The sequence below is a fragment of the Ameyamaea chiangmaiensis genome (genome assembly GCF_013376175.1).
GTDB classification, from domain to species: Bacteria; Pseudomonadota; Alphaproteobacteria; order Acetobacterales; family Acetobacteraceae; genus Ameyamaea; species Ameyamaea chiangmaiensis.
The window spans coordinates 1-686 of the sequence record NZ_JABXXR010000355.1 but is presented as its reverse complement, the minus strand read 5'-3'; the positions used below and the strand labels follow the sequence as shown (position 1 = coordinate 686).

Below are 686 nucleotides of genomic sequence, written 5' to 3'. Positions count from 1 at the left end.
GAGGGTCGGATGAACCGCGAGAGCGCGCACACGGTCAAGAGTTACGAACAGGAACTGGGGCAACTCCGTGCGATCATGGCGCGGATGGGCGGTCTTGTGGAGAGCCAGACGGCGCAGGCGGTGGCGGCGATCGTCGACCACGACGAGGACGCCGCCGCGGCCGCGCCCGAGCTTGACCCGCAGGTCGACGCGCTGGAGCGCGAGGCGGAGGTTCTGTCGATCCGGCTGCTGGCCCTGCGCGCGCCGATGGCGTCGGACCTGCGCGAGATCGTCTCGGCGCTGAAGGTGACGGGCGATCTGGAGCGGATCGGCGACTACGCGACCTCGATCGCACGGCGCTCGCTGCGGCTGGACATGGCCGAGAGCCAGATCTCGCTGTCGGGGCTGCGCGCGATGGGGCGCCTTGTGCAGGACAACCTGCGCCGGGCGATCGACGCGATGACCTCGCGCGATGAGGAACGCGCGACCGAGGTGTGGCAGTCCGACCGCGCGGTGGACGAACTGTATAACGCCATGTTCCGCGAACTGGTCACCTACATGATGGAAGACCCGCGCAACATCACCACCTGCACCCATCTGCTGTTCATCGCCAAGAACCTCGAACGCATCGGCGATCACACCACCAACATTGCCGAACGTGTCTTCTACGCCGCCACGGGAAACATGCTGCCCACCATGCGGCCGCG

1 protein-coding gene is annotated in these 686 nt (G+C 67.2%); it reads left to right on the top strand.

Features of this window, described 5'->3' with window-relative positions:
- Nucleotides 1-9: 9 nt before the first annotated feature.
- Nucleotides 10-686 (top strand): phosphate signaling complex protein PhoU (phoU, locus tag HUK82_RS17020; protein ID WP_176615016.1); only part of this gene is annotated, 677 nt, incomplete at its 3' end.